This is a genomic window from Kitasatospora sp. NPDC059327 (genome assembly GCF_042752535.1).
Taxonomy (GTDB): Bacteria; Actinomycetota; Actinomycetes; order Streptomycetales; family Streptomycetaceae; genus Kitasatospora.
Map to the genome: position 1 here is coordinate 1 of NZ_JBHYYB010000063.1, position 21,818 is coordinate 21,818.

Genomic DNA, 21,818 nt, shown 5'->3' on the forward strand with positions numbered 1-21,818 from the left:
GACTGACGGCCCGGTCTCGGGCCGGGCGCCCCGGGCCCGGCGCGCGTGGCCGTACGCGCACCGCACACGGCCGGAGTGCCCGGCGCGCGTGGGCCGGAGCGGCGCGGCCCGGTTCAGGCGAACGGGGTGCGGTGCAGCGAGATCAGCAGGCGCCAGCTGTGTGCGGCGAGTTCGTCGGCGGTGGCCGGTACGAGGCCGTGCAGCCAGTCGGCGAGCAGGGCGGTGAAGGTCGCGGCGACGGCGGTGGCGACCAGCTCGGCGTGCGGCGCGCCGGCCAGCTCCCGTTCGGTGCGGCTGCGCTCCCGGAGTTCCCGGTGCAGGCGGTCGCCCAGCGGGCCGGTGCCGCCGGGCAGCAGCAGCGAGCCGTAGACCCCGGCATGCCGGTCCACGTCCGCGAGGAACGCGGCGAGGGCGGGCGGTGGCGCGGCCGGATCGGGGGTGCCGCGCCAGGCGTGCAGGGCGTCGACGCCGTCCCGGACGACCTCGGCGCAGGCGTCCACCGCGAGCGCCCGCAGGTCCTCGTAGTGGAGGTAGAAGGTCGCCCGTCCGACGCCCGCCCGGCGGACCACGGCCGCCACGTTGACCTCGGCCAGTGGGCGCTCGGCGCACTCGGCCAGCAGGGCGGTGCGCAGCCGGGCCCTGGTGCGGTCGGCCCGTGCGTCGGTCACCGGGCGACCAGGACGGCGGTGAGCGCCAGCGCGCCGGGCAGGGCCTGGGCGAACAGGATCCGACGGTTGGCGGTCGCCGCGCCGTACAGGCCCGCGACCACCACGCAGCAGAGGAAGAAGACCTGGACGCGGAAGCCGGTCGGGTCCTCCGCGACCAGGCCCCAGGCCAGGCCGGCGGCCAGGAAGCCGTTGTAGAGGCCCTGGTTGGCGGCCAGCGGCGCGGTGGCCTTCGCCATCGCCGGGTCGAAGCCGGAGAGTCCCCGCCCGGGCGCGCGCTCCCACAGGAACATCTCCAGGACCAGGATGTATCCGTGCAGTGCGGCCACCAGGCCCACCAGCGTGCTCGCGACGATGCCCATGACGGGGCTCCTTTCTGGACTGTTGTCCAACAATAATAGACACCTGTCCAGAAAGGCTGTGACCAAGCCTCGCTTCAAGAGGTGAAGTCACGTCGTGCGCAAGGAAGTTCCACTGCTTCATCTCTTGACCGCCATCCGGTGGGGCGGGACAGTGTGTCCACGGCTGAGAGCGCTCTCAGACCCTCGGGACACCGCTCCTCCCTCCCGTCCCCTGGGCCGCACCGTCCCCAGGGCCGCACCGTCCCCTGGGTCGCCCTCCTCCGGGCCGTCCCACCCACACCCGTCCCCCCACGGAGGTGCACCACCGTGTCCGGAAACGCCTCACCCGGAACCACCGCCACCCGCCGACGCCGCCCACGCCGCGCGCGGGTCACCGTCCTGGCGGCCGCCGGCGCGGCCGCGGCTCTTTGCGCGGCGCTGCTCGGCACCGCGACGGCGGCCGTCCCGCCCCCGGCGGCCGGCTGGACCACGGTCTGGGCCGACGACTTCGCGGGCGCCGCCGGCAGCCTGCCCGCGGCCGCGGACTGGATCGTCGACACCGGCACCAGCTACCCCGGCGGTGCCGCCAACTGGGGCACCGGTGAGGTCCAGAGCTACACCGCCGACACCGCCAACCTCCGTCAGGACGGCGCCGGGAACCTGCGCATCACCCCGATCCGGGACGCCAACGGCAACTGGACGTCCGGCCGGATCGAGACCCGGCGCAGCGACTTCGAGCCGCCCGCCGGCGGGAAGCTGCGCATCGAGTCCCGGATCCAGATGCCGAACGTCACCGGCCCGGCGGCAGCCGGCTACTGGCCGGCCTTCTGGACGCTCGGCGCGCCGTACCGCGGCAACTACTGGAACTGGCCGACCGTCGGCGAGTTCGACCTGATGGAGAACGTCAACGGGATCGACCAGGTCTGGGGCACGCTGCACTGCGGCGGGAACCCCGGCGGCCCGTGCAACGAGACCACCGGCCTCGGCGCCGTGCACGCCTGCCCGGGCTCGGCCTGCCAGGGCAACTTCCACACCTACGCGCTGGAGTGGGACCGCAGCGTCAGCCCGCAGCAACTGCGCTGGTACGTCGACGGTGTGCGGTTCCACGCGGTGACCTCCGCCCAGATGGACGCCGCCACCTGGGACGCGGCCACCGCGCACGGGCACTTCATCCTGCTGAACGTCGCGATGGGCGGCGCCTTCCCCGACCCCGTGGCGGGCTACCGGACGCCCACGGCCGCCACCGTCTCCGGGGTCCCGATGCTGGTCGACTACGTCGCGGTCTACCGCTCGGGAGGCGGCACCACCCCGCCGACCACCACGCCGCCGACCACCACGCCGCCGACCACCACGCCGCCGACCACCACGCCGCCGACCACCACGCCGCCGACCACCACGCCGCCCACGACCACGCCGCCCACGACCACCCCGCCGGGCGGCAGCGGGAGTGCGTACGGCACCCTGCAGGCCGAGGCCTACGGCGGACAGTCCGGGACGGTGCTGGAGGCCACCACCGACACCGGCGGCGGCCAGGACCTCGCCGCGCTGGCCAACGGTGACTGGGCGCTCTACCCCGGCGTCGACTTCGGGACCACCCCGGCCCGGCAGTTCAAGGCGAGGGTCGCCTCGGGCGCGGCGGGCGGTGTCAGCGGACTCGTCGAGGTCCGCCTGGACAGCCGGACCGCCGCCCCGATCGGCTCGTTCGCCGTCGCCGACACCGGTGGCTGGCAGAGCTGGACGACCGTCCCCGCCAACATCGCCGCGACCACCGGCAAGCACGACGTCTACCTGACGTTCACCAGCGGCCAGCCGGCCGACTTCGTCAACGTCAACTGGTTCACCTTCAGCACCACCTGACGCGGGGCGCCGGGCGGTGGCGGACGGGTGTCGTCCGCCACCGCTTCGGCGCGCCCGGCCGCCACCCTGGCCGCCACCCTGGCCGGTCCTGTCCCCGGCCGCGGGGCCGCACGGGGCCGCGCGGGCCGCCCGGGGTGGTGGGAGCGCTCTCACTGCCGGTCCGGCGACCCGCTAGGCTCTGGGGACGAAGCGTCCGCGCGAGAGGAGTCCACGGTGCCGGAGCAGACGCCGCGTCCGACGCTGGAGTCGGTCGCCGAACTGGCCGGGGTCTCCCGGGCCACGGCGTCGCGGGTGGTGAACGGCGGCGAGGGAGTCCGCGAGGCCCTGCGGGAGAAGGTCCGGCGCGCCGTCGACGAGCTCGGCTACGTGCCGAATCCGGCCGCCCGGACGCTGGTCACCCGGCACAACCGGGCCGTCGCGGTCGTGGTGGCCGAACCCGGCAGCCGGCTGTTCTCCGACCCCTTCTTCGCCCAGCAACTGCGCGGCATCGGCCGTGAGCTGGCCGCCGCCGACCACCAGATGGTCCTGATGATGGTCGAGGACCAGCACGACTACGAACGGGTCGGCCGCTACCTGGCCGGCGGACACGTGGACGGCGCGCTGCTGTTCTCGCTGCACCAGCCCGACCCGCTGCCCGCCATGGCGCGCAAGGTCGGACTGCCCTTCGTGGTGGGCGGCCGCCCGGGCTGGCCGGGCGCCGAGTCCGACCCCGACCTGGTGTACGTCGACAGTGACAACCGCGGCGGGGCCCGGCTGGCGGTCGGTCACCTCCGCTCGCTCGGACGCACGGTCATCGCCACCGTCACCGGCCCGCTCGACCAGACCTCCTCGCTGGACCGGCTGGACGGCTACCGGGACGTGCTGCCCGACGGTGACCCGGCGCTGATCGCCGAGGGCGACTTCACCCCCGACGGCGGCGGCCGGGCGATGGCCGAGCTGCTGGCCCGCCGGCCCGATCTGGACGCCGTGTTCGCCGCCTCCGACGCGATGGCCTCGGGCGCGCTGCGGGTGCTGCGCGAGGCGGGCCGCCGGGTGCCGGAGGACGTCGCCGTGGTCGGCTTCGACGATGTCGAGTCGATCGCCGCCTGGACGGCGCCGCCGCTGACCACGGTGCGCCAGGACATCGAGGAGATGGGCCGGTTGATGGCCGGTCTGCTGCTGCGCCGGCTGGCCGGTGCCGGCGGCCGGTCGGGGCCGGCCGCTCCGGCGGCGGGCTTCCGGTCGGCCCTGCGGCCCGCCGGTCCGACCTCCGTGATCACCCCGACCAGGCTGGTCCTGCGCGCCTCCGCCTGAGCGGCTCGGCCCCAGCGGACCCCAGCGGACCCCAGCGGGCCCCAGCGGGCCCCAGCACGGCGCGGGCCCTGGGGTCCGCGCCGCCGCCGGTCGCCTTCAGGTCCTGAACGCCCGGCTCACGGTGTCCCCGAGGTTACGTTCGGGTTTCGACCCCTTGACCGCCGCGCCGCCGCGCGGCACTCTCCTCTCAGCGTCTGAGAGCGCTCTCAAGAGAGCGCTCTCAGAACAGCGACCGACCCCGCGTCCCGCCCGGTCACCCCGCGCCCCCGCACGTCCGCACCTCCCCGCGCCCCGCACCTCCGCGCCGTTCGCAGCCCACCCCACCCGCCCCGCCAGGGAGTCCTCATGCGCCGCTCCGCCGCCGTGCTCGGCAGTACCACCCTCGCCGCCGCCCTCCTGCTCACCGCCTGCGGCAGCTCCGCCGGCTCCTCCGACACCGCCGGCGGCGAGGTGACCATCACCGTCGACCTCTTCGGCACCTTCGGCTTCGAGGAGAGCGGCCTCTACGAGGAGTACATGAAGCTGCACCCCGGGATCACCGTCAAGCAGACCGACACCCAGGACGAGGGCCAGTACTGGCAGGCCCTGCAGACCAAGCTCGCGGGCGGCGGCGGTCTGGCCGACATCCAGGGCCTGGAGGTCGGCCGGGTGGACGGCGCCTCGCTGCCGCGGATCTTCCGTTCGATCGTGCTGCCGGCCGCCCGCCCGGGGATGGCGGTGCTGGGCATGCTGACCTTCATGGCCACCTGGAACGACTTCTTCTGGCCGGTCGTCGCGCTCAGCTCGCAGAACCCCACCGTGCAGGTCGCGTTGAAGTCGCTGGGTCAGGGGTACGTTCCCGACCAGTCGATCGTCATGGCCGGCACCCTGATCGGCACGCTCCCCGTCCTGGTGGTCTTCGGCCTGCTCGGCCGCCAGATCGTCGGCGGCATCATGCAGGGCGCCGTCAAGGGCTGACCCCGACCCACACCTCCGGAAGGCGACATGACCGATCACGCCCAACCCCTCGTGTTCCCCGCCGACTTCCTCTGGGGCGCGGCCACCGCCGCCTACCAGATCGAGGGCGCGGCCGGGGAGGACGGCCGCACCCCGTCCATCTGGGACACCTTCAGCCGCATCCCGGGCAAGGTCCGCAACGGCGACACCGGCGACATCGCGACCGACCACTACCACCGGTTCCGCGAGGACATCGCGCTGATGGCCGAACTCGGCCTGCCCGCCTACCGGTTCTCGATCGCCTGGCCGCGCGTCCGGCCCGGCGGCAGCGGGCCGGCCAACAAGGCCGGGCTGGACTTCTACGACCGGCTGGTCGACGGACTGCTGGAGCACGGCATCACCCCGGTCGCCACGCTCTACCACTGGGACCTGCCACAGGAGTTGGAGACCCCCGCGACCGGCGGCGACGCCCCGGGCGGCGGCTGGACCGACCGGTCCACCGCCTGGCGCTTCGCCGAGTACGCGGCGCTGGTCGCCGGCCGGCTGGGGGACCGCATCGAGGCCTGGACCACCCTCAACGAGCCCTGGTGCAGCGCCTTCCTGGGCTACGGCAGCGGCGTCCACGCCCCCGGCCGCAGCGACCCGGCCGCCGCCCTCGCCGCCCATCACCACCTGCTGCTCGCGCACGGCCTGGCCGTCGGCGCGCTGCGCGCCGAACTCCCCGCCCGGGCCCGGATCTCGCTCACCCTCAACCTGGCGGCCGTGCGCCCGCGCACCGACGACCCGGCCGACCGCGAGGCCGCCCGGCGCATCGACGGCCTGGCCAACCGGATCTTCCTCGACCCGGTGTTCCACGCCCGTTACCCGGCCGACGTGCTCGCCGACACCGCCGGCGTCACCGACTGGTCCTTCGTCCGGCCGGGTGACCTCGCCGAGATCGCCCGGCCCCTCGACGCGCTCGGCGTCAACTACTACACCCCGACGGTGGTCGCCGCCGACGACCCGGCCGCCCCCGCTCCGCGCCAGGACGGCCACGGCGGCGATCGCTCCCCGTGGCCCGCCGACCACGGCATCCGCTTCCTGCCGGCCGACGGCGAGCGCACCGCGATGGGCTGGCCGGTCGACGCCGACGGCCTGTACGAACTGCTCACCCGGCTCCGCGACGACCTGCCCGGCCTGCCCCTGCTGGTCACCGAGAACGGCGCCGCCTACGACGACTACAGCGACCCCTCGGGCCGCGTGCGGGACCCGGAGCGGATCGGCTACCTGCGCGCCCACCTCGCCGCCGTCCACCGCGCGATCGCGGCCGGTGCCCCCGTGCGCGGCTACTTCCTCTGGTCCCTGCTGGACAACTTCGAGTGGGCGTACGGCTACGGCAAGCGCTTCGGCATCGTCCACGTGGACTTCGCCTCCCAGCGCCGTACGCCCAAGGACAGCGCCCGCTGGTACGCGGAGGTCGTGCGCACCGGTGAAGTCCGCCCGGCCGGCCCGCCGTCCTGACCCGGGCGCCGGCCTGGGCGCGGGGGGCCGCTTCGGGACGCCGGGAATGCGGTCCGGGACGGTGGTGGTTGCCGCTCACGTGACTACTGCCGCGCCCGCGATCCGTCTCTCGGTCCTGGACCGCTCCCGGACGAGACAGGGACACGAGCCGGCGCAGGCCCTGCGGGACACGGTGGCGTTCGCCCAGGAGGCGGAGCGGCTCGGCTACCACCGGTTCTGGGTGTCGGAGCACCACGGCGTGCCCGGGGTGGCCGGGTCGGCGCCCACCGTGCTCGCGGCGGCGGTGGCGGCGGCCACCGGCCGGATCCGGGTCGGCACGGGCGGCGTGATGCTCCCCAACCACCAGCCGTTGGTCGTGGCCGAGCAGTTCGGGGTGCTCGCCGCGCTCTTCCCCGGCCGGATCGACATGGGGCTGGGCCGCTCGGTGGCCTTCACCGACGGCGTCCGGCGGGCGCTCGGCCGGGACAAGGACGCCGCCGACCGGTTCGCCGAGCAACTGGCCGAACTGCTCGGTTACTTCGACGGGTCGTCGCGTACCCGTCGGGATGTCCACGCCCGCCCCGCCGAGGGCCTGGACGTCCCGGCCTTCGTGCTGGCCACCGGCGCGGGCGCCGACCTCGCCGCCGAGGCCGGGCTGCCGCTGGTGATCGGGGCGATCCGCGGCGAGGACCGGATGCTGGCCGCCATCGACCGCTACCGCGCCCGGTTCCGGCCCTCCGCACAGGCGGCCCGGCCCTATGTGGTGGTCTCCGGCACGGTGGCGGTCGCCGGGACGACCGAGGAGGCCGAGCGGCTGCTGGTCGCCGAGGCCTGGTCGAGCGCCTACGCGCGCACCCACGGCGAGTTCCCGCCGCTCGCCCCCGCCGAGGAGGTGCTGAACCGCCCGATGACCGCGCGCGAGCGTGCCGCCTACCAGCAGTCGCTGCGCGGGCACATCGCCGGCACCCCGGAGCAGGCCGCCGCCGCGCTCGCCGCGCTGACGGCCCGCACCGGGGCCGACGAGTTCCTGGTGACCACCAGCAGCTACGACCGCGTGGCGCTGCTCGACTCCTACCGCCTGCTCGCCGAGGCGGTCCGCCCGGTCGGCCCGGTCCCGGTCCCGGTCCCGGAACCGGGACCGTCCGACCCGTCCCCGTCCCCGTCCCTGTCCCCGTCCCCGGGTCCGGTCGGTACGGGACGGTGACGGCCCGCACCGGCCCGACGTCGGCGGCGGCCGGGTCCTCTCGCGCCGCCGTGGGAGGACCTCCGACGACACCCCGCCCCGGCTCCCCCCGCCCGGCGGGGTGGCCGACAATGGCCGGGTGAACGACACGGACTACCAGACACTCCTGGAGCAGGCGATGGAGGCGGCCCGGCGGGCGCCCGAACGGGGGCGGGCCGCCGACTACATCCCCGCCCTCGCGCAGGCCAACCCGACGGCCTTCGGGATGGCGATCGCCACCGTGGACGGCGCGGTCTTCGGTGCCGGGGACTGGGAGCACCCGTTCTCGATCCAGTCGGTGTCGAAGCTGTTCACCCTGGCCCTCGCGCTGGCGGACGGTGGCGACGAGCTCTGGCGCGGGGTCGGACGCGAACCGTCCGGCAACCCGTTCAACTCGCTGGTCCAGCTGGAGACCGAGAACGGCATCCCGCGCAACCCCTTCATCAACGCCGGCGCTCTGGTCGTCACCGACCGGCTGCTGAAGCTGACCGGCGACGCCGTCGGCGCGGTCCGGGAGTTCCTCCGGGCGGAGTCCGGCAACCCGGCCGTCGCGGTGGACGACTCGGTGGCCTCCTCCGAGGCGCGGCACGGCCACCGCAACGCCGCGATGGCGCACTTCATGGCCAGCTACGGCAACCTGCGCAACCCCGTCGACAGCGTGCTCGCGCACTACTACGCGCACTGCGCGATCGAGGCGAGCTGCCGTGACCTCGCCCTGGCCGGGCTGTTCCTGGCCCGGCACGGCACCCGCGCCGACGGCTCGCGGCTGCTGTCGCGCAGCGAGGCCAAGCGGATCAACGCGGTGCTCCTCACCTGCGGCACCTACGACGCGGCGGGGGAGTTCGCCTACCGGGTGGGGCTGCCGGGCAAGAGCGGGGTCGGCGGGGGCGTGCTGGCGGTGCTGCCGGGCCGCGGCACGGTCTGTGTCTGGAGTCCGGGCCTGGACGCGGCCGGGAACTCGGTGCTGGGCGTCGCGGCCCTGGACGCGCTGACCACGGCCACGGGCTGGTCCGTGTTCTGAGCGCCGGGTGCGGGAGGGGCGGCGCGACCGACGGTGACGCCCCGTCGACGCGCCGCCGGGCCGAGCGGATCCGGCCGCTTCGACGGGCGAACCCGGTATCGGCCCGCGCGGCCGGCCGGTCCTGTGGTACTGATCGACGGGTACCGGCCATCGGGGGAGCGGGACGCCGCCGCGCCCGCCCAGCAGGGAGGACCACGTCAGCATGACGCCGCGCACCGCCTCGCCCGTCCCGCCGCCCGAGACCGGAGAGACGCCCGAGACCGGGGGGCCGGCCGCCACCGGGGTCCCGGCCGCCGCCCCGGCGGGACCCGGCCGTCCGCCGCTGCGGCCGTGGGACGAGGTGGTCGCGCTGGCGAGCGACCTGATCCGGATCGACACCAGCAACACCGCGGACGCGGGCGGGGCGGGTCCCGAACGCCCGGCCGCCGAGTACGTGGCGGCCAAACTGGCCGAGGTCGGCTACGAGTTCACCTATGTGGAGGCCGGCGCGCCGGGGCGGGGCAATGTCGTCGCCCGGCTGCCCGGGGCGGATCCGGCCCGCGGCGCGCTGCTGATCCACGGGCACCTGGACGTCGTCCCGGCGGACCCGGCCGAGTGGAGCGTCCACCCCTTCTCCGGCGAGGTCGCCGACGGCTACCTGTGGGGCCGGGGCGCGGTGGACATGAAGGGCATGGTGGCGATGATGCTGGCCGTGGCCCGCGGTTACCGGCGCGACGGCGTCCTGCCGCCGCGCGATCTGGTCTTCGCCTTCGTCTCGGACGAGGAGGCGGGCGGCTTCCACGGCGCCCGCTGGCTGGTCGACAACCGGCCGGAGCTCTTCGAGGGCGTGACCGAGGCGGTCGGCGAGGTCGGCGGCTTCTCGGTCACCTTCGCCGACGCCACCCGTGCCTACCTGATCGGGACGGCCGAGAAGGGGGCGGTCTGGCTGCGGCTGAGGGCGCGGGGCACCGCCGGTCACGCCTCGCTGCCGCACGACGACAATCCGGTGGCCAAGCTCGCCGCGGCCGTCACCCGGCTGGAGACGCACCGCTTCCCGCTGGTCCTCACCCCCGCGGTGCGCGAACTGCTGGAAGGGGTCGCGGACATCACCGGGGTGCCGTTCGACGAGGCGGACCCCGAGGCGGCGCTGGCGCGGTTCGGGCACGCCTCCCGGCTGATCGGCGCCAGTCTGCGCGACACCGCCAACACCACCCGCTTCGATGCCGGGTACAAGGCCAACGTGGTGCCGGGCACCGCCCACGCGGAGGTCGACGGGCGGGTGCTCCCGGGGCGCGAGGAGGCGTTCAGGGCCGAGGTCGCCGCGCTGCTGGGGCCCGGCATCGAGCAGGAGTGGAACAGCCTGCCGGCCGTCGAGACCGCCTTCGAGGGCCGGCTGGTCGACGCCATGACGCTGTCGCTGGCCGCCGAGGACCCGGGCGCCCGGGTGTTGCCCTACATGCTGTCCGCCGCCACCGACGCCAAGTCGTTCCAGCGGCTGGGCATCCGCACCTTCGGCTTCGCCCCGCTGCGGCTGCCCCCGGGGCTGGACTTCGCCGCCCTGTTCCACGGCGTCGACGAACGGGTCCCGGTGGAGGCCCTGGAGTTCGGCGCCCGCGTGCTGGACCGCTTCCTGCGCCACTGCTGACGCCGGTGCCGGCACCGGTGCCGAGGCCACCGCCGGCACCGGTGCCGATGCCGGGTTCCCGCCCTACGGCGCGGCGGCGAGCCCCTCCGCCAGTTCCGTCAGCGCCGGACCGAGCGGGAGCGAGACCCGGACGGCGGCGTAGGCGTCCCCGCGCGTCGAGCCCTGGTTCAGGATCGCGACGGGCTTCCCGGCCCGGGCGGCGTGCCGCACGAAGCGCAGGCCGGACATCACCGCCAGCGACGATCCGAGGACGAGCAGCGCGCGGGCCCCGTCGACCAGCTCGAAGCAGTGCCGGACGCGGGGCTTGGGCACGCTCTCGCCGAAGAAGACCACGTCCGGCTTGAGGATCCCCCCGCACGCCCGGCAGGCCGCGACCCGGAACGAGGCCACCAGCGCGTCGGGGAGCTCGACGTCCCCGTCGGCGTTCCTCGGGGAGCTCTCGTCCCGGAACGCGCCGTTGAGTTCCCGCAGGCGCCGGTCGAGGTCCTCGCGCGTGCTGGTGCGCCCGCACCCGAGGCAGACCACCCGGTCGAGGCCGCCGTGCAGCTCCACCGCGTCCAGGGTGCCGGCCGCGTGGTGCAGCCCGTCCACGTTCTGGGTGATCACCGCCGACACCAGGCCGTCGCGGCGCAGCTCCTGGACCGCCCGGTGTCCGGCGTTGGGACGGGCCAGGGCGATCGACCGCCACCCGGCGTGGCTGCGCGCCCAGTACCGGCGCCGGGCCTCCGCGCTCGCCGTGAACTCCTGGTAGGTCATCGGGGTCCGGCGGCGCAGGCTCCCGGTGGGGCCGCGGTAGTCGGGGATGCCGGACTCGGTCGACAGCCCCGCGCCGGTCAGCACCGCCACGTCGCGGCCGGCCAGCAGCCGTCCGATCCCGGCCAGCCCCTCGTCGGGCGGCACGGTCGCCGCGGCCTCGGTCGGCTCGGGCATCGGGTCCACAGGCATGCCCACAGCCTAGCGACGCGGCGGAGGCCGTGCGGTGGGGGACGCCCTCGCCGCACGGCCCCCGGCCGGTGCGGGTCGGTCAGTGGCCGCCGGTGCCGAGGGCGGCCACGTCGGCGCGCAGGGCCGGCAGACCGGCGTACATCGTGCCGCCGGGGCAGTCGGTGGCCATCCAGTCGCGGTGGCCGCTGATCATCTCGACCGGCTTGGTCACGCCGTTGACCGGGTTGACGAAGGTGACGTGGGCCTGGGGGTCCAGGTGGTGCCCGCGGGCCACCGCGGCGAGCAGCGCGGTCAGCGAGGCCCGGGCGGCGGCGGTCGGCTCCTGGGTGCTGAGGGTGCCGAGCAGGGCGATGCCCAGGTTGCCCGAGTTGAAGCCGGCGGTGTGGAAGGCGGTGACGACGTTCCCGGACGCGTCGTGCGCCGGGATGCCGTCGTCGCCCGACCAGCGGCCCTCGTAGATCCGCCCGGCCTCGTCGATCAGGAAGTGGTAGCCGATGTCGCCCCAGTCGTTGGTGATCGCGTGGTACTCGTAGATCGCCCGCACGGTGGCCGCCGGGTCCGGGTCGGCGTTGGGGGTGTCGGTGTGGTGCACCGTCAGGGTCTGGAGCGGGTAGTACTTCGCGGGGGAGTTCTCCACGCCGTTCTTGAAGCGCTTGGTCTCGTCGGCGCCCCAGGCCGCCCGGGAGAGGTACTCGACGCCGCAGAAGGTCGAGGGCGTGGTCGGGGCGATCGCCACGGTGCGGACCGGCCCGTGCACGGTGTCGATGGCGGCGGAGCGGACGTTGCCGGCCCCGTCGGGCAGGCGCAGCTCGTAGCCGTGCGCGCCGTCGGCGGCGACCAGCGCGGTGGCGACACGGCCCGAGCGGTCCTCGTCGGGGCCGCCCGCGCAGCCGCCGGGCAGCGGCTGCCAGGCCCCGGGGGCCGCGCCGTCGTGGTGCAGCCTGATGGCGGCGCCGCGGGCGGGGCCGTCCCAGCTGACGCCGACGTAGCGGATCGGGAAGCCCGCCCGCACGGTGGTGGCCTCCCGGCCCGCCGCGGACTGCGCCCGGGTGACGGGGACGCGGGTGGTACGGGCGGCGAGCGGCGCGGCCCCGGCCGCGCCGGTGCCGGCGGCAGCCGTGCCGGTCCCGGCGGCGGCGGCCGACGCGGCCGGGGTGACGGCGAGCGCGGCGGCCGTGGCGCCCAGCGCGGTGACGAGGGTGCGCCGGGTGACGGCGGGCTTCGGGTGGGGCATGGGTGGTCCTGTCTCGGGCGTGATCGGGAACGGAGGGCTGACGAATCGCTCCGGATGCCAGGCCCCCGCTGACAGAAGATCAGTCAAGGGCGAATGTACACAATTGGCCCCGTGCATCCGTTCGATTCCTAGGAATCTTTGCCCGAAAGTGCAGGTCGGGTGGGGTGGGCGACCGGCGCCGTACCCGCCGGCTCCCCGGGCGCCCACCCCCTGCTCCGGGCCGCCGCCCGGGTCAGGCGGCCTCGGCCGCGGCCTTGATGCGCAGACCGAAGGCGGGCGCGTCCTTGCGGGCGGCGCTGAGGGCGAGGCCCACCAGGAGCTTGCCCAGGCCGTGGCCCTCCAGGGTGTTGAAGATCCGCACCCGGGTGGTGGTCGGCGACACCGGCGTCAGGTCGTAGCCCCCCTCGGCGGAGGTCACCAGGTTCTTCGAGATCTCGGTCCAGCGCAGCGTGCTCGGGGACCGTAGCTCGGTGATCCGGATCTTTCGCGTGGTCTTCATGCCGGCGTCCTTGACCGTGCTGGTGAACACGGTGCATCACCCTGGACGACGCACGGGGAGTCGGGCGAGCAGCCGAGGGTCAGGTGCCCACCTTGAGCGCGCTGTGCGGCAACTGTGCCCGGGGCAGGCTGGCTGTTCTCCCCGACGGCAGCGTGGCGCCGTGCGTGATCGGCCGCTTCCTGCCGACGGGCAACGTCAAGGATGGCGGGCTCGCCCCGATCCTGGCCGACCCGGGATGGGCGAAGATGGCTGCCGGCATCCCGCCCCGCACGACGAATTACCGGCACGGCTGCCCGCCGAACGACTCCGACGCGTGCGGCCCGTCGGACAACGTCCGTGTTCCGCCGGTCGCCGTGATGGGTGGCTGTCCGCCGAACGACAGCAACGACTGCAACCCGGCGAACACCGAAGCCTGTGGCCCGTCGTACTGAGAGGATTCGCCGTTGAGATGGGAAGAGCACGCGGCCGACTTGGCCGTGAGGACCACGGACCCTGACTCTCGCTGGAGGATCCCGGTTGCCGGTGTCCCCCGGCACGAACTGATTCCCCGATGGTGGGAGCCCGACGAAGGAGGCTGGAGACTCCAAGTCGGTTCGGAGGATCGGGAACTGTGGCTCCGCAGGGCCTACGGCAGCACGTCCGTGGTGACCTCTGTCGGTGGGCTCCACGCGGACCACGCGAAGCCGGACGAGCGACCGGCGGGCCGTCCGACGAGCAGCGCCACCCTGACGGCCCTGTTGGTCAAGATGCTGCGGCACGCCCGGATCAACGCCGAACACGATCTACTGGACGTGGGCACCGGAGCGGGTGGTCTGACCGCCATCGCCTCCCGCCGGCTGGGGGCCGAGCACGTCACCAGCGTGGACGTGGACGCCTATCTGACCGAGGCCGCGAGCCGGCGCCTCGCTCGCATGGGTCTGCGGCCGGAGTTCCTGACCCTGGACGCCACCGGGCCCATCCCCGGCGACTACGACCGCATGGTCGCCACGGTATCGGCACGTCCTGTGCCGGTCTCCTGGCTCCGGGCGCTTCGACGTGGTGGACGGCTCGTCACCACCATCGCCGACACCGCGCTGATCCTGACCGCCTGGAAGGACGCGGACGGCGGGGCGACGGGCCTGATCGAACGGGACTGGGCCGGCTTCATGACCACGCGGCAGGGACCCGACTACCCGCCGGGCCCGGACGACCTCTTCCGGGCCGCCCGGGAATCCGACGGCGACGAGGTGAAGCCGGGCCGTTACCCGGTGGCGGATATCCGTGACAGCTGGGAGATCTGGTCGATGTTCACGATCACCGTGCCCGGCGTCGAAATCGACTTCGAAGAGAAGCCGGGTCAGCGTACGGCTTATCTGGCCCACGCTGATGGTTCGTGGGCGCGGGCAGAAGCTCAACGCTACGAGCCGCCAACGATCCACCAAGGCGGCCCCCGTCGGCTCTGGGACGACCTGGAGCGGATTCGCACGTGGCGAGAGGTGGAGGGAGGGCTGCCCTTGTTCGGCTGTACGGCCCGCATCAGCCCTGTAGACGGCACGATCCACCTGTCTCGGGGCCGGTGGTCGGCCACCATCGGCTAGCCCCTGAGCCGGCCCGGGCCGCTTTACGTCCCCCGCAGGGGGGTGTGGGGCGGCGCGTCCGGGGCAGCCGGGGGGTGGAGCACCCGCCGCCCGGAACGGTCCGGGCGGCACACCACCCCGAAGGGAACGGAGTCCGCCTCATGACGAACATCGCGCACCTGCCCGGAGCCCTCGACGACCGGTGGAACTGGCAACTGCGCGGTGCCTGCCGCTCCGCCGACAGCGCGCTCTTCTTCCACCCGGTCGGCGAACGCGGCGAGGCCCACGACTCGCGGGAGAGCGCCGCCAAGGCGGTCTGCGAGGTCTGCCCGGTCCGACGCGAGTGCCTGCGCCACGCCCTGGAGGCCCGCGAGCGGTACGGGGTCTGGGGCGGTCTCGGCGAGCACGAACGCCTGCGCCTGCGGAGTCGGGCCCGGACGGTACGCCGGTAGGCGCCCGCCGGTACTCGCCGCCCGCCGGTGCCGCGGCCCGGCCGGTACGTCGCCCCGCCGGCAGCGGCCGCGGTCCGGATCGCCACCGGTGAAAGCGGTGCCGCCTGTGAGAGGCTCACCCCATGGAACAGCGTGTACTCGGCCGCACCGGCCGACCCGTCTCCGTCGTGGGGCTCGGTACCTGGCAGCTCGGCGCCGACTGGGGTGACGTCCGCGAGGAGGACGCGCTCGACGTCCTGGACGCCTCCGTCGCGGCCGGCGTGACCCTCTTCGACACCGCCGACGTCTACGGGGACGGCCGCAGCGAGCAGCTGATCGGCCGCTACCTGAAGGGGCGTCCGGACGCGGAGGTGTTCGTCGCCACCAAGTTCGGCCGCCGGGTGGAGCAGCGCCCGGAGCACTACCACCTCGCCAACTTCCGTGCCTGGTCGGACCGCTCGCGGGCCAACCTGGGCGTGGACCGGCTCGACCTGGTGCAGCTGCACTGCCCGCCGACGCCGGTCTACGCCGACGACGAGGTGTTCGACGCGCTCGACACCCTGGTCGCGGAGGAACGGATCGCCGCGTACGGCGTCAGCGTCGAGACCTGCGCGCAGGCGCTGACCGCGATCGCCCGGCCCGGTGTCGCCAGTGTGCAGATCATCCTGAACGCGTTCCGGCTGAAGCCGCTGGAGGAGGTCCTGCCCGCCGCCGAGGCCGCCGGGGTGGGCATCCTGGCCCGGGTCCCGCTCGCCTCTGGGCTGCTCTCGGGCCGCTACACCGCGCGGACCGCCTTCGCGCCGGACGACCACCGGACGTACAACCGGCACGGCGAGGCCTTCGACCAGGGGGAGACCTTCTCCGGTGTCGACTTCGCGACCGGGGTCGAGGCGGCGGCGGAGTTCGCCGCCCTCGCGCCCCGGGACGCGACGCCGGCGCAGACCGCGCTGCGCTGGCTCGTCCAGCAGCCGGGCGTGACGACGGTGATCCCCGGCGCCCGCAACCCCGAGCAGGCCCGCGCGAACGCGGCCGCCGCCGCCCTCGCGCCGCTGGGCGGGGAGACCCTCGCCGCCGTGCGGGAGCTGTACGACCGCCGGATCCGCCCGCAGGTCCACGACCGGTGGTGACGCGCCACGGGTGACGGGCCCGGCCCGGCAGGTCCCCCTGCCGGGCCGTGGACGCGTCAGCCGCGTCTCAGCGGGGGTCCAGGCCCGCCAGCATCTCCGGCAGCTCCCCGCTGTGCAGGACCCCGAGGCTCCTCGTCGCACGGGTGAGGGCCACATAGAGGTCGTTCCCGCCGCGGGAGTGCGCCGCGAGAATCTCCGCGGGCTCCACGACCAGCACGACGTCGAACTCCAGCCCCTTGGACTGGGCGGCCGTCATCAGGACCACGGGCGAGTCCAGCGACGCCGGGCCGTCGGCCCGCGCGACGCCGGCCAGTCCGGCCAGCCCGTCGAGCAGTTCGGCCGGGAAGCCGGGGGCATGGAGGATCGCCGCCCGGCGGCCGTCCAGCCCGGCGATCTCCTTCTCGACGGCGGCGCGCAGGGCCGCCCCCCGGTCCTGCGCGGGGATCCGCAGGCTCCACGGGCGGATCCCGCCGCTGCGCACCGCGGTGGGGGCGGTGAGCGCCGGGTCGACCGCCCGCAGGACGCCCTCGGTGATCCGCATGATCTCGGCCGGGGTCCGGTAGTTGATGGTCATCTCGACCGTGCGCCAGCGCCCGGCCGTGTACTCGTCGAGCGCCTCGCCCCAGGAGCTGAGCCCGGCGGGCGCGCCGGTCTGCGCGAGGTCGCCCACGATGGTCATGGAACGGCCGGGGCAGCGGCGGGTGAGCAGCCGCCAGGCCATCGGGGACAGCTCCTGCGCCTCGTCGACGATGATGTGCCCGAAGCCCCAGGTCCGGTCCTCCAGCGCGCGCTCGGCCAGCGGACGGAACTCCCCCTCGCCGCGGTACTGGCGGGTCAGCATCTCCGCGTCGATCTCGGCCAGCCCCGCGCCGAAGTCCTCCAGGACGGTCTGCGCGAACTGCAGCTGCTCGGCCTCGGCGGCGGCGTCGACCCGCCGGGAGGCGGCGCTGCCGGGCAGCGTGCCTAGCAGTTCGGCGGCCTCGTCGAGCAGCGGCACGTCGTCGGTGGTCCAGCGGGCGGCCCGCTGGTCCGGCTCCGCGGGTTCGCGCAGCAGGGCGGCGCGTTCGGCCGCGGAGAAGTCCGGCATCGCCCGGGCCAGCAGCTCCGGGGAGCCGAACAGCGCGGTGAGCAGCTGCTCGGGGCCGAGCCGCGGCCAGAGCCGTTCGGCCAGGGCCTGGAAGTCGGCCTCCAGGACGAGCCCGTCGGCGAGGTCCACCACGTCGTCCAGTTCCATCTCACCGCCGCGGTCCCGGGCGATCCGCAGGGCCAGCTCGGAGGAGAGCCGCTCGACCAGGGCGGCCCGCGCCTCGTTGTGGGGTTCGCCGGTCCGGTGCGCGGCGGCGTGGGCCCGCTCGCAGAGGGCCCGGCCGATCACCAGCTCCTCCCGGCGGGCCGAGTTCCGCCCCACGGTCAGGGTCCAGGACTCCTCCGGCAGCTGCCGCAGGCCCTCCAGGGCGGTGGCGAGCACCCGGGCCATCCGTGCGTCGCCCTTGACGGCGGCCGCCTCGGGCGTCTCGGTGTCCGTCCCGGTCACCCCGGGGTAGAGCGCGCCGATGCTGCTCAGCACGACCTCGCTCTCGCCGAGCGCGGGGAGCACCTGGTCGATGTAGCGCAGGAAGGTCGTGTTCGGCCCGATGACCAGCACTCCGCGCTTGGCCAGCCGGTCGCGGTGGGTGTAGAGGAGGTACGCGGCGCGGTGCAGGGCGACCACCGTCTTCCCGGTCCCCGGACCGCCCTGGACGACCAGCACGCCGCTCAGCTCGGAGCGGATCACCCGGTCCTGCTCGGCCTGGATGGTGGAGACGATGTCGCCCATCCGCCCGGTCCGGGCCGCCGTCAGCGAGGCGAGCAGGGCGCTCTCGCCGCTGAGCCCGGAACCGGTCCGGCCCTCCGGGACGCCCACCCCGAAGGCGTCGTCGTCGAAGTCGACGACGGTCCGGCCCTTGCTCCGCAGGTGCCGGCGCCCCGTCACCCCGCCGGGAGCGGCGGGCGTGGCCCGATAGAACGGCTCGGCGGCCGACGCCCGCCAGTCGGTGAGCAGCGGCTCGTGGTCGTCGTCGGCCAGGGCGATCCGGCCGATGTACTGCCGCTCGCCGTCGGCGGTGTCGAGCCGGCCGAAGCAGAGCCCGTACTCGGCGGCGTACAGCTCGGCCAGCCGGCGGGTGTGGTGGATCTCCATCGTGTCGCGCTCCAGGCGGGACTGCAGCGTGCCGCCCTGCTCCTGGAGGTGGGTCGCGCGCAGGTGGTCCGCCGCGAGCTCGCGCTGCTCCTCCAGCCGGTCGTACAGCCCGCCGACGTAGGCGTTCTCGGTCCGCAGCTCCCGGGCACGCCACTCCTCGGCCGCCCGGGCGTCCCCGCCGTCCGGGCGGGTGCCGTGCCCGGCGCCGACGGCTGCGGTGGGTTCGGACGACGAGGACGACGAGGACGACGAGGACGACGGCGACGGGGACGGGGACGGGGACGACGACGAGGGGACCACGGGCAGCTCCATTGACTCAGGACCCCCGACCGGGCGGGCGGTCGGGGGTGGCGGCGCGAGGACCGCCGTGCACAACACGGGAGGACGGGGGAGGGCCGGCGCGCGGGCGACGGGCCCCGGGGTGGGAACGCTCAGCACAATGATCTTGGAAGCCGGTGACCCGGACCGGCGGGGGCGAGGACGGACCGCCGCACCTCCCGTTCGCGCAGGTCCCGGCCTCGGTCGACGATTCTCCGCTACGACCGGGGCCTTGCCGCAAGCCCCCCCGTGCGCTATACGTTGGGAGTGGAAAGGAGCGGGTACTCCCCTTTCCGCTCCCTGGTCCGCCGCGGTCGGACACCCCCTCGCGAAGCGTGCTCGCCATTGTGCCGCGCCGCCGCTCGTACGCGCCGCACCGGCCTCGCGCCCGGTGCCCCGGGGTCCGGTCAACAGGAGGACGGTGTACCGGACTTCCCGGAGCCTCTCACGCGCTGCCACGCCGGTGGAGGCCGCCGCCGGCGACGGCCGGGGCCGGTGCGCCGGCGGCCGAGGGCGAGAGCGGCAGGGTGGCGGCGACCCGGAAGCCGGACCGGTGCGGGCCGGCCGTCAACTCGCCGCCGAAGACCGCGATCCGTTCGGCGAGCCCGATCAGACCGTGGCCGGTCGAGAGGTCCCGTCGTACCGCGAGCGTGCGGCCGGCGCCGTCGTCGACCACCTCGATGTGCAGGGCGTCGGACCAGGTGATCCGGACGGCCGCGTGGCTCCCCGGTCCCGCGTGCTTGGTGATGTTGGTGACGGCCTCCTGCACGAGCCGGTACGCCGTCCGGTCGACGCTGTCGTCGAGGGGGAGCGGACCGCCGCGCACGTCGAGGTCGATCCGGACGCCCGTCCGGCGGGCGTCCTCCAGCATCGGCCGCAGGTCGGCCAGGCCGTGCCGGCCGATGTCCTCCACGGGGGCGTCCGGGCTGCGCAGCACCCGGAGCATCCGGCGCAGTTCCGCCATCGCGGACCGGCCGACCTCCTCGATGTGCCCGAGCGCCTCGACCGTGCGAGGCTGCCCGCCGGGCGTCGTGCTCCGGGCGCTCTCGGCCCGCATCACCATGACGGCCACGGCGTTGGCGACGATGTCGTGCAGCTCGCGGGCGATCCGGACGCGTTCGCGCACCACCGCCCGGCGGGCCTCGGTGAGGGCGCGGCGGTCCCGTTCCGCGGTGATCCGGCCGGCCCTGACCCAGCGGGCCAGGCTCCAGGCCGAGGCCGTCACCAGCACGTAGAACGCCAGCGAGGACAGCAGCATCGAGGTGCTGGCGGTGGTCGGCACCAGGTCGACCAGGTAGTAGGTCTTCAGCCCGGTGGCGGCGAGACCGAGCGCCAGCGCGGTGAAGGCGGCCGGGCGCCGGCAGGTGTCCGCGACGGTGTACAGCGCGAGCAGCAGACCGAAGAACGGCGTGAAGGAGAGCACGTCGGCCAGTGTCAGCAGGCACGCGCCGGTCGTGACGGTCCAGACGACCAGGAAGACCGCCATCGGGCGGAACCGGCGCAGTGCCAGGGCGACGGCCTGGACGCAGGCCAGGGCCAGGACCTGGACGTGCTCCGCCCAGGACGTGCCGGGGAACGCCGGGTTCCCGAAGTAGAAGACGTCCGGCACCGTGGCCGCGAGCGCCAGGGCGATGTCCTGCGCCCAGCCGGACCGGAGGCGGCGCCGGATCGCCGCCCGGTCCGCGGGCTGTCGTGCGGTGGTGTCCATCAGCCGGTCCCGTTCCCGCCTCGCGCGGCAGGCCCGCTACTTGAAGCAGCAGGCCTGCGCCGGCGTGGAGTTGCAGCATTCGGCGCGGGTGAAATCGGCGACGTCACCGGCGAAGGCGCGCCACCAGGTGTCCGGCACCACCAGGGCGGGCGGCCGGGCGATCGGGTACCCCAGATCGGCGTAGGTCGCCCACAGGTCGCCGCCGTGGGTGTGCAGGGCCGAGGTGAGTTCGCGCCGCGAGTGCTCGCGGAGCGCGTCGGTGTGCCGCGAGGGCTTGTTCAGGGTCAGCAGGGCCGCCGCCGCGGTGACGCCCTCCGCGTCGACCGCGGACAGCGCCAGGCCGGCGACGTTGATGGTCTCCGGGGCCGGCTCCGGGTCCGGGTGCTGCGTGATCCGGACGACGAGGCGTTGCCAGGGGCTCGACAGGGCCTCGGGCGGCTGCGGCACCAGGACGGTCTGGGCGCTGAGCAGGAAGCCGTGGGCCACTTCCGGACCGGGCCCGCCGCCGGCTCCGGCCTGGTGCACGGCGACGTCGAAGGTCGGGGTGGAGCGGTCGTTCATGGTGTGTCCTCGGGGTCGGCCACGGGAGGGCGGTGCCGGTCGGGCGCATCGGGGGCGGCCGGGGTGGCCGGGCGGGTGCGGGGGCCGGTCGGACCGTCGCTACGGAGGCGGTCCGAGCACCGCCGCGCAGTGGCCCGCTGGGGTCTGCGCGACCGTGGAACATTTCCTCCACCGTCTCCCCTCCCACGTCCCGAACACATGAGCCCCTGGTCCCGGCCGGGGCCTGTCCGGCCGGGACGGGGCCCGCGGCCCGGCCCGGGGCGGCGGCGGGCGGAGCCGAAAAGCCACTGGTGCGGCCGCGCCCGTTCGGACAGGCTGCCGCGCATGGACTGGATGCCCCTGCTCTCCACACTGACCGGTGCCGTGATCGGCATCACCGCCACCCTGGTCGCGGACCGCACCCGCTGGCGGCGGGAGGAGGCCCGGCAGGCACGGGACCAGCGGCGCGAGGTGTACACGCAGTTCGTCAGCGCGCTCAAGGCCGCGGGGGAGGAGATCCGGGCGGTCGCGCTGGGCGACCACCTGTCCGAGTCGGCCCGTGACGCGGCCGTGCGGGAGGCCTTCCGCGCCACCGGCCTCTACACCGCGAGCGAGCGGCTCTGGCTGGTCGGGCCGCCGCAGGTGGTCGAGGCCGGGAACGAGGCGTTCCGCAGCCTGCGCCGCATCCGTGACGCCTACGCGGCCGGTGCCGCCGTCGGATCCGCCGAGGACGCGCCCCTGATCGCGCTGCGCCGTTCGGCGATGGGCCGGATGCGCGGCCTCATGCGCGAGGACCTGGGGATCGGCCCGCTCGGGATCGAGTGACCGAGGAGGTCCGCCGGG

18 protein-coding genes and 2 pseudogenes are annotated in these 21,818 nt (G+C 75.0%); 12 read left to right on the forward strand and 8 right to left on the reverse strand.

Annotation, left to right across the window (positions count from 1 at the left end):
* Positions 1–113: 113 nt before the first annotated feature.
* Both ACFXHB_RS30310 and ACFXHB_RS30315 read right to left on the reverse strand, forming a co-directional pair.
* A complete protein-coding gene (locus tag ACFXHB_RS30310; RefSeq protein ID WP_380577863.1) occupies positions 114–668 on the reverse strand; it encodes a TetR/AcrR family transcriptional regulator in 555 nt (184 codons plus the stop codon).
* Positions 665–1,027 (reverse strand): DUF1304 domain-containing protein, encoded by a 363-nt coding sequence (locus ACFXHB_RS30315; protein WP_380577864.1) that lies wholly within the window; start codon positions 1,025–1,027, stop codon positions 665–667. The genes ACFXHB_RS30310 and ACFXHB_RS30315 overlap by 4 nt, the downstream gene beginning before the upstream one ends.
* Before the next feature lie 306 nt (positions 1,028–1,333).
* On the opposite strand from ACFXHB_RS30315, the gene ACFXHB_RS30320 reads away from it, so the two are divergent.
* The 7 genes and pseudogenes from ACFXHB_RS30320 to ACFXHB_RS30350 all read left to right on the forward strand — a co-directional run bounded on the left by ACFXHB_RS30320 (position 1,334) and on the right by ACFXHB_RS30350 (position 10,438).
* Positions 1,334–2,863, forward strand: coding sequence for a glycoside hydrolase family 16 protein (locus tag ACFXHB_RS30320; RefSeq protein WP_380577865.1), 1,530 nt, complete (start codon positions 1,334–1,336; stop codon positions 2,861–2,863).
* A gap of 213 nt (positions 2,864–3,076) precedes the next feature.
* Positions 3,077–4,156 (forward strand): LacI family DNA-binding transcriptional regulator, encoded by a 1,080-nt coding sequence (locus ACFXHB_RS30325; RefSeq protein WP_380577866.1) that lies wholly within the window; start codon positions 3,077–3,079, stop codon positions 4,154–4,156.
* Positions 4,157–4,789: 633 nt separating this feature from the next.
* A pseudogene (locus tag ACFXHB_RS30330) lies at positions 4,790–5,113 on the forward strand (carbohydrate ABC transporter permease); the annotation flags it as partial.
* Between the two features lie 27 nt (positions 5,114–5,140).
* Positions 5,141–6,592: a GH1 family beta-glucosidase gene (locus tag ACFXHB_RS30335; RefSeq protein WP_380577867.1), complete on the forward strand. Its 1,452-nt coding sequence runs from the start codon at positions 5,141–5,143 to the stop codon at positions 6,590–6,592.
* 79 nt (positions 6,593–6,671) lie between these two features.
* Positions 6,672–7,775: an LLM class flavin-dependent oxidoreductase gene (locus ACFXHB_RS30340; RefSeq protein ID WP_380577868.1), complete on the forward strand. Its 1,104-nt coding sequence runs from the start codon at positions 6,672–6,674 to the stop codon at positions 7,773–7,775.
* 118 nt (positions 7,776–7,893) lie between these two features.
* Positions 7,894–8,814: a glutaminase gene (locus tag ACFXHB_RS30345; protein WP_380577869.1), complete on the forward strand. Its 921-nt coding sequence runs from the start codon at positions 7,894–7,896 to the stop codon at positions 8,812–8,814.
* Between the two features lie 202 nt (positions 8,815–9,016).
* Positions 9,017–10,438: a M20/M25/M40 family metallo-hydrolase gene (locus tag ACFXHB_RS30350; RefSeq protein ID WP_380577870.1), complete on the forward strand. Its 1,422-nt coding sequence runs from the start codon at positions 9,017–9,019 to the stop codon at positions 10,436–10,438.
* 63 nt (positions 10,439–10,501) lie between these two features.
* Here ACFXHB_RS30350 and ACFXHB_RS30355 read toward each other — a convergent pair whose 3' ends face one another.
* The 3 genes and pseudogenes from ACFXHB_RS30355 to ACFXHB_RS30365 form a co-directional block, all read right to left on the reverse strand.
* Positions 10,502–11,383 carry an NAD-dependent protein deacetylase gene (locus ACFXHB_RS30355; protein WP_380577871.1) on the reverse strand — a complete coding sequence of 294 codons (882 nt, stop codon included), beginning with the start codon at positions 11,381–11,383 and terminating at the stop codon, positions 10,502–10,504.
* Between the two features lie 79 nt (positions 11,384–11,462).
* On the reverse strand, positions 11,463–12,617 hold the full coding sequence (locus tag ACFXHB_RS30360; protein ID WP_380577872.1) for a peptidoglycan recognition family protein: 1,155 nt from the start codon (positions 12,615–12,617) through the stop codon (positions 11,463–11,465).
* A 232-nt stretch (positions 12,618–12,849) separates the two neighbouring features.
* Positions 12,850–13,149: pseudogene (locus ACFXHB_RS30365) on the reverse strand (polyketide cyclase); the annotation flags it as partial.
* 59 nt (positions 13,150–13,208) lie between these two features.
* Here ACFXHB_RS30365 and ACFXHB_RS30370 point away from each other — a divergent pair.
* From ACFXHB_RS30370 to ACFXHB_RS30385, 4 genes are all read left to right on the forward strand, one after another.
* Entirely contained in the window at positions 13,209–13,547 is a 339-nt protein-coding gene (locus ACFXHB_RS30370) for an SPASM domain-containing protein (RefSeq protein ID WP_380577873.1), read from the forward strand.
* A 213-nt stretch (positions 13,548–13,760) separates the two neighbouring features.
* Positions 13,761–14,693, forward strand: coding sequence for a 50S ribosomal protein L11 methyltransferase (locus ACFXHB_RS30375; protein WP_380577907.1), 933 nt, complete (start codon positions 13,761–13,763; stop codon positions 14,691–14,693).
* Between the two features lie 140 nt (positions 14,694–14,833).
* Positions 14,834–15,124: a WhiB family transcriptional regulator gene (locus tag ACFXHB_RS30380; protein ID WP_380577874.1), complete on the forward strand. Its 291-nt coding sequence runs from the start codon at positions 14,834–14,836 to the stop codon at positions 15,122–15,124.
* A 122-nt stretch (positions 15,125–15,246) separates the two neighbouring features.
* Positions 15,247–16,230, forward strand: coding sequence for an aldo/keto reductase (locus ACFXHB_RS30385; protein ID WP_380577875.1), 984 nt, complete (start codon positions 15,247–15,249; stop codon positions 16,228–16,230).
* Positions 16,231–16,297: 67 nt separating this feature from the next.
* Here ACFXHB_RS30385 and ACFXHB_RS30390 read toward each other — a convergent pair whose 3' ends face one another.
* The 3 genes from ACFXHB_RS30390 to ACFXHB_RS30400 all read right to left on the reverse strand — a co-directional run bounded on the left by ACFXHB_RS30390 (position 16,298) and on the right by ACFXHB_RS30400 (position 20,996).
* The gene (locus ACFXHB_RS30390) at positions 16,298–18,721 is read right to left on the reverse strand and encodes a HelD family protein (RefSeq protein ID WP_380577876.1); all 2,424 of its coding nucleotides are present in this window, start codon (positions 18,719–18,721) and stop codon (positions 16,298–16,300) included.
* A gap of 451 nt (positions 18,722–19,172) precedes the next feature.
* Positions 19,173–20,435, reverse strand: a complete 1,263-nt coding sequence (locus tag ACFXHB_RS30395; RefSeq protein WP_380577877.1) for a sensor histidine kinase — start codon at positions 20,433–20,435, stop codon at positions 19,173–19,175.
* Positions 20,436–20,471: 36 nt separating this feature from the next.
* Positions 20,472–20,996, reverse strand: coding sequence for a hypothetical protein (locus ACFXHB_RS30400; protein WP_380577878.1), 525 nt, complete (start codon positions 20,994–20,996; stop codon positions 20,472–20,474).
* 324 nt (positions 20,997–21,320) lie between these two features.
* Between ACFXHB_RS30400 and ACFXHB_RS30405 the strand changes: the two genes are divergently transcribed.
* The gene (locus ACFXHB_RS30405; RefSeq protein ID WP_380577879.1) at positions 21,321–21,800 is read left to right on the forward strand and encodes a hypothetical protein; all 480 of its coding nucleotides are present in this window, start codon (positions 21,321–21,323) and stop codon (positions 21,798–21,800) included.
* The last annotated feature ends 18 nt before the right edge of the window (positions 21,801–21,818 follow it).